Source organism: Ruminobacter amylophilus (assembly GCF_900115655.1).
Classification (GTDB): Bacteria; Pseudomonadota; Gammaproteobacteria; order Enterobacterales; family Succinivibrionaceae; genus Ruminobacter; species Ruminobacter amylophilus.
In genome coordinates this window covers 21835-28837 of sequence record NZ_FOXF01000030.1, presented here as the reverse complement: position 1 = coordinate 28837, position 7003 = coordinate 21835, and the positions used below count along the sequence as shown (strand labels likewise).

Below are 7003 nucleotides of genomic sequence, written 5' to 3'. Positions count from 1 at the left end.
AATAACGAAGTTAGAGAGCTAATGCCTGATAACTGTTTAATTAGAGTAAATTTATAGCCGGATGTGATTACTTAAACATCTGAAACTGACAGTGATTTAGATAAGACGTTTTTCATCAAGAAGGTTTGAATTATCTACGATGTAACTATGATGGCACTATGAACAGTGATCCTCGACGACAGACAAATAGAATTCGCGGCGAACCATTGACCTGAGGTATCCAATCCACGTATAACAGAGTGGCCAATGCCGTGCTTACACTGAGGAAAATGTCTTGCCTAAATTTCTGCTTGACAAAGGTCGTTTCATAACAGTTACTATGCTGATTTAAAAAATCACGATGTAAAGGATTTCTGAACACTGCTTCCGGATACCGGATATCTCACCTTTGCTCCGCAATACCGATCTGCCAAAAAAACGAATACAGACTGTATATTCCAAAGGACTGTTTCAAATCGAAGATTATGGATTTCTTTGAAATAAATCCTGTTATGAAAAACAATACCGGTGAGCTGATAAAAGGTTTGTTTGAAGGTAATGCCGAAGCGGTAGAATCAAAACTTGACGCACTCCTGATGAAATACGTTTCCATCAGGGACTTTGCCGCAAATGAATCAAAGGAAAACTATTACCGCGGTTTCATGAACGGACTGCAGGTGAACGGGATTTCATACATGGAGGAACATAAATCCGACACGGAAGCGGGAGACGGCTGCGCCGACATCATTGCTTCTTCCAAAAACGATGACACCATAGTAATTATGGAATTAAAGCAAACGGCAAGACCTTTCGGCACCAAGGTTTCCGTTGCGGTAAACGCACCGGAACAGGTGCTTGAAAAAAGATATGCCGATGAGTTCGTTAATGCTCCGGGAATAAAGAATGTGTATGCCTACGGCATCTGTTTTTATAAAAAAACCGTTCCGTTAAGGTTCAGAAACTCAAATAGCAGGAGTACTGAACGTAAGCTTCCTAAATAACGGTAAAAGCCTTGTTTTTTACGGCTTTTACCACATGTTTTGCATGAGTATGCTAAGCATTACGCTCATACTCAATGATTTTTCCACTCGCAAAAATCACTTTAAGCCCTTGATTTGCAGTCGCTGAAAGCATGTCCAAACAGGTGCTGAAAATTATGTGAGCTTTTTTGCGGAGGAACACATTGCTCCAGAGATGAGACGTAATTTAGGTATTTAGGAAAAACAGGTTATACAAAAACTTGGAAGGCTGTCATCACGGTCAGTTTTGGAGATAAATCACAAGGAGGATTATTCCAGGCGCATCGTCAGCGCATTATCTTTCTGTATTCACTCGGTGTTACTGAATAATGTCTGATGAACATTCTCGTAAAATATGACTGGTTGTAGAAGCCGCAGCTGTTGGCAATGTCTATGATGCGGTCATCGGTGTCCTTTAGCATCTGGGAAGCCTTGCTGAGTCTGTGGTCTATGAGAAATTCATTAAAGGTTTTACCGGTTGTTTTCTTAAAGAGTTTCATGAAATGACTGTCCGAGAGACAGCATTCTCCGGCAACGGATGATATGGAAATCTTCTGTTCGTAATGATTTATGACCGCATTTATGGCAGGTTTTATCTTGGAGAAATCCACGCGGTATTCGGTTGCCGTTCTGTCGTTTCTTACGGTATTACGGCTCAGTATCTGAAAGACGAGATACAGACATCCGAGAACCCCCATCTGAAAGTCCGTGTAGCTTTTTTTACGGTTTTCTATAAGCTCACTGAGAACCGGCATCAGCCTGACATTAAGAGGAGTGTCCTTCTTTATGATTTCCGGAAAAATCAGTCTTTCCGCCTCAATGTCTTCGATTATGCCGAGATTCTCGGGATCGAGAATCCGGTTTTTTACAAGATTTGTGTTAAACAGAATGGAAAAGAAGCTTGCGCCTTCGTCACGATACTGTTCCACACAGTGGGGATATCTGCGGTTGGCAATCAGAATGTCTCCGGCCGAGGCTGTGATTTTTCTGTTGCATATGGTAAAGAGTGCAGTGCCTTCGGTGATGACGGTGATTTCCACTTCGTCATGCCAGTGAAGCGGAAAACTCTTCATCCATAGAGGAATTATGGTGTGGTAAATGGAGTAGGAGAAATCATCCTTTCCGTGCTTTTTGCTTTCATGTATCAGTCTGACATTATTCATGTAAAAAGCTCCCGTAACGGAATGGTCTGCCATTAAGAATAATAGGATTGTGTTAAATTGTAAATAGAATCATTAAAGATTTTCTTTCTGAAGATTCTTAAACTAGTTCCATTGAATAACAGTCCAAAGGAGCTAATGTCATGATGTATGAAGGAATCAGTCATAAATGCGGTTACAACGACTGCTACTCTCTTAATGAAACGGATTTGAGAATCCGGCTTCATGCAAACCGCAGCGTGGTGAAGGCGGTTCTGGTTCATGAAGATCCGTATATCAACGGAATATCCGGTTTTTCCGCATGGGACGGACATCCTGCTGAGATGAAACTGACCGCGGAACTTGCTCATGAAATCATTTATTCCGTGACGGTGAAGCCTGAGTACAGACGCCTGCAGTATTATTTTCTGCTGACTTTCGATGACGGCACCGTAAAATGTTTCCTGGAAGACGGTTTTTACGATCCGTCATTCATACACCGTGACGAGTTCGCCAAACATTTCTTTAAGTTTGCCTGGATGAACGATTCCGACATCTGCAATCCTCCTGAATGGGTGGCGGATACCGTGTGGTATCAGATATTTCCGGACCGTTTCTCAAGGTCTGAGGACGGCAGTAAAGGCAGATTCAGGGACTGGGACGTCATTACCGGTATCGACCATAAGAGTCTCTACGGAGGCAACGTCAGGGGCGTGTCCGAAAGACTTGAGTATCTGGCCTCCCTCGGTATTACCGGCATTTACTTTAATCCGATATTCAGGAGCGGAACCAATCACCGTTACGATACCGCTGATTACGAAGAGCTTGATCCGGCATTCGGTACCAATGAGGAATTTGCCGCACTGGTGAAAAAGGCTCATGACATGGGCTTTAAGATCATGATTGATGCAGTGTTCAATCATTCCGGACCGGAGTTTTTCGCCTGGAGGGACGTACTTAAAAACGGACGTAATTCCAGATACTTTGACTGGTATTACGTTAATGACGACGACTTTGCCGGAAAGAAGGGCAACACCATGGACGGACGTTATTATTCCTTTGCCTTCGTGGCCGAAATGCCGAAGCTTAATACCAATAATCCTGAGGTTGTGGATTACTTTACCGGCATCTGCAAAAAATGGATTGCGGAATTTGACATCGACGGCATCAGATTCGACGTTGGTAATGAGATTTCACACAGCTTCATAAAGCATCTTCGCCGTGAGCTTAAAAAGATCAGACCGGATATTTTCCTTCTGGGAGAAATATGGACCGATTCAGCTCCTTATCTTGACGGTGATGAATACGACTCCGTCATGAATTATCCGTTCATGCAGAGCATCGGCAATTTCTTTCTTGACGGCAGTCTGAATGCCGGGGATTTCAGGTACAGAATTGATTACTGCTATTCACTGTATAAGGAACAGGTAAATCGAGTTCTTTTTAACCTTCTGGACAGCCATGATGTGGCAAGAATCATCAACAGGACAGGATCCTACGATGAATTCATTCAGCAGATGACTATTCTCATGACTATGCCGGGATCTCCGTGTATTTATTACGGTACCGAGATAGCTCTTGAAGGTGCGGACGATCCGTATAACCGCCGACCGATGCCGTGGAAGGACATTGAATCCGGAAAATACGAACACATAACGGAGGAGGTAAAGGAGCTTATCGCCCTGCGTAAATCAGAAGGTTTTAAGGGAAAAGGCGGACTTTTCTGGGAAGAATCCGACGGTTCAAGACTTATCCGTTACTCAAGAGGAGAGGGCGGACGTTACCGGGTCTGCATAAACGCCAACGATTATGACGTTGACCCTGTCGTTAAGGGAGATGTGCTGTTTGCACATGGCTATGAAGACGGCAGACTCAAAAAGGGAGGTGTTCTGGTTACCGTGATTAAGGAGAAGTAATCAACAGCGATCCGGACACCTGAAAGGTTACCGCCGTGTCCGATATCCTGTAAGATTTGCGCATCTGAGGTAAAGACTGTTCAATCCTTGGTTTTTGGCCATTGCGCCCTCGGAGCAGGAGTCGTGACGGCCGTTTTTTTACCTGTGGATAAATTTTTACGCTATCTGAGTACCTCCTTTCGGCATCCCGGTGAATAACAGGTCGCTCCGGAATATTTTTTCACAGGTCATTTTTTTGAAATACGGCTGCTGACCCGGTATATAAAATGATACGTGCAGTTTGGATTTTTTTATTAAGGAGATTATTATGAAAGTGGAAGCTGCATTTATTTTCGTTGCTCCGAAGACCGACAGAACCGTGCATAAGTGCGATATAGATACCGAGATTCTCAACCTGCACGTGGTCGGTGTGGGCAGTTATGCCGAAGGTGTTGAAGTCGCCAGGGAACTTGTGGAAAACGGCGTTAAGGTTATTGAACTGTGTGCGGGATTCGGTAACGAGGGCGTTGCCATGATAACCCGGGCGGTTCATGGAAAGGCTAAAGTAGGAGCCGTTAAATTCGACTGTCATCCGGGACTTGATTTTAAGAGCGGTGACGAACTTTTTGCTTAAATTTCAAAGAGGCATTAATGAAGAACCTGTTAACAATCGTAAAACACGGAGACTGTGAGCTCATTCGCGGGCATGGTCAGGCATCCCTGCCGGAACATACCCACAAAAGCTTTACCATGGTTCTTTTTACCGCAGGATGCCTCTTCGTCTCAGTTAACGGTGCGCGCCGTAAAGTCAAAGCTGGTACCGTCATTGTTCTGCCTCCGGACAATTCCATTTCACTTTCTGCCTGTGATGTCTATGATTATTTATCACTGTCCGTTCATGACAAAATGTGCGTAAGAATCATGTCATATCTTTCTGAATCACCGTGCGTTTTTACGGATTCGGGAATAATAAACGCTATTCTGGCTGATTTTGACGCAGTCGCCAGTGAAGAGGACTTTATCGACAGACTGGGGATTTTTCTTCAGCGCTATTCTCCTGCCGGTAACGGTGCGAGGAGTGTGGCTGAGGTTGTGAAAAAAGCCCGTGAATATATCGAAGAACACATTACTGACGGCATCTCCGTTGCTGATGTGGCTTTAGGTCTGGACGTTACGAGCTCCTATCTTGCCCGGGTTTTTAAAAAATTCATGAAGATTACTCCGAAACAGTATCTTATTCAGTGCCGTCTCAGGGAGGCGAAGAGGAAGATGGAGGATGACGTGCGCGATGCCGATATCGCCTATGAAACAGGTTTTGCCTCCCAGAGTCATCTCTGCACCGTTTTTAAAAAGTACATGGGGATTTCAGTCGGGGACTATAAGGGCCTGATTCATAAAAAGTAGAAGGCTTCCGGTCATTTCCGAACACTTGAATTTCCACGTGTTTTTTAATTACGGCGAATATTCTTTAAGAATGTAATTATTGTCAGGAGTTTAAAACAAAAAGTACAAACCCCAGGTCATGATGTCATGGCCGGGGGTTTTGACTGTGGATAACCGATTATTAGAAATCAGCGTTGTTTACGGTACGTGGGAACGGAATAACGTCACGTACGTTACCCATACCGGTTACGTATACAACCAGACGTTCGAAACCGAGACCGAAACCTGAGTGGGTTACGCTGCCGTAACGGCGGAGGTCTCTGTACCACCAGTAGTTCTTAGGATCGAGGTTGAGTTCGGCAAGTCTTCTGTCGAGAACTTCGATTCTTTCTTCTCTCTGTGAACCGCCGATGATTTCACCGATTCCCGGAGCAAGCACGTCCATTGCGGCTACGGTCTTGCCGTCATCGTTAAGTCTCATGTAGAAGGCCTTGATGTCCTTAGGATAGTTCTTAACAACTACAGGAGCCTTGAAGTGTTCTTCAGCAAGGTAGCGTTCGTGTTCTGACTGAAGGTCAACACCCCATTCAACAGGGTATTCAAACTTCTTGCCGCAGTTCTTCAGAATTTCGATGGCGTCGGTGTAGTCAACCTGAGCAAAGTCTGAAGATACGAACTTTTCAAGTCTGTTGATGGCATCCTTGTCTACGCGTTCTGCAAAGAATTCCATATCGTCACGTCTTTCGGTGAGTACTGCCTTGAATACGTACTTAAGCATTCTTTCAGCAAGAGCAGCATTGTCGTTGAGGTCATAGAAGGCAACTTCAGGTTCAACCATCCAGAATTCAGCCAGGTGACGGGTGGTATTGGAGTTTTCAGCTCTGAAGGTAGGTCCGAAGGTGTATACCTTTGACATTGAGGAAGCGATGGTTTCAGCGTTCAGCTGACCTGAAACGGTCAGGAATGCTTCCTTGCCGAAGAAGTCCTGTGAATAGTCAACCTTGCCGTCTGCAGTCTTTGGAGGGTTGTTCATGTCCAGAGTGGTGATGCGGAACATTTCGCCGGCACCTTCACAGTCTGAAGCAGTGATTAGCGGAGTTGAAATCCAGATGAATCCTTCTTCGTTGAAGAATCTGTGGATAGCCTGAGCCAGACAGTTTCTCACACGCATAACCGCACCCATGATGTTGGTTCTGGTTCTCAGGTGAGCATTTTCACGCAGGAATTCAACAGTGTGTCTCTTGGCGCTCATAGGATAGGTATCAGGATCTTCAACCAGACCGCATACTTCAACTGCAGTAGCCTGAATTTCGAACTGCTGGCCCTTACCCTGTGATTCTACAATCTTGCCGTCAGCTACAACGGAACAGCCGGTGGTCAGATGTAAAATACCGTCTTCATAGTTGCTTAAGGTATTTGGAGCAACAACCTGAATAGGATTAAAGCAAGAACCATCATGTACAGCTAAAAATGAAAAACCTGCTTTTGAGTCACGTCTGGTTCTGATCCAACCGCGTACGCGAACTTCGGTACCAACTTCATATGAACCTTTTAAAATGCTGTCAACTGAAGCAATAATCATTATAAA

General features: G+C 44.6%; 6 protein-coding genes. 4 read left to right on the top strand and 2 right to left on the bottom strand.

All coding sequences use genetic code 11. From position 1 onward, the window contains the following. Positions 1 to 464: 464 nt before the first annotated feature. The gene (locus BMY80_RS07995; RefSeq protein WP_245730106.1) at positions 465 to 980 is read left to right on the top strand and encodes a PD-(D/E)XK nuclease domain-containing protein; all 516 of its coding nucleotides are present in this window, start codon (positions 465 to 467) and stop codon (positions 978 to 980) included. A 305-nt stretch (positions 981 to 1285) separates the two neighbouring features. On the opposite strand, the gene BMY80_RS07990 is transcribed toward BMY80_RS07995, so the two are convergent. Further along, positions 1286 to 2161 (bottom strand): AraC family transcriptional regulator, encoded by an 876-nt coding sequence (locus tag BMY80_RS07990; protein WP_177178537.1) that lies wholly within the window; start codon positions 2159 to 2161, stop codon positions 1286 to 1288. Positions 2162 to 2301: 140 nt separating this feature from the next. Between BMY80_RS07990 and BMY80_RS07985 the strand changes: the two genes are divergently transcribed. The 3 genes from BMY80_RS07985 (at position 2302) to BMY80_RS07975 (ending at position 5436) form a co-directional block, all read left to right on the top strand. Next, the gene (locus tag BMY80_RS07985; protein ID WP_093142621.1) at positions 2302 to 4053 is read left to right on the top strand and encodes a glycoside hydrolase family 13 protein; all 1752 of its coding nucleotides are present in this window, start codon (positions 2302 to 2304) and stop codon (positions 4051 to 4053) included. A gap of 307 nt (positions 4054 to 4360) precedes the next feature. After that, positions 4361 to 4666: a DUF6506 family protein gene (locus BMY80_RS07980; protein WP_093142618.1), complete on the top strand. Its 306-nt coding sequence runs from the start codon at positions 4361 to 4363 to the stop codon at positions 4664 to 4666. A gap of 17 nt (positions 4667 to 4683) precedes the next feature. Further along, positions 4684 to 5436, top strand: a complete 753-nt coding sequence (locus BMY80_RS07975) for an AraC family transcriptional regulator (protein WP_093142616.1) — start codon at positions 4684 to 4686, stop codon at positions 5434 to 5436. Between the two features lie 160 nt (positions 5437 to 5596). Here the strand turns inward: BMY80_RS07975 and asnS are convergent, their stop codons facing one another. Next, complete coding sequence (asnS, locus tag BMY80_RS07970; RefSeq protein WP_031578288.1) at positions 5597 to 6997, bottom strand: asparagine--tRNA ligase; 1401 nt, start codon at positions 6995 to 6997, stop codon at positions 5597 to 5599. Positions 6998 to 7003: the final 6 nt, after the last annotated feature.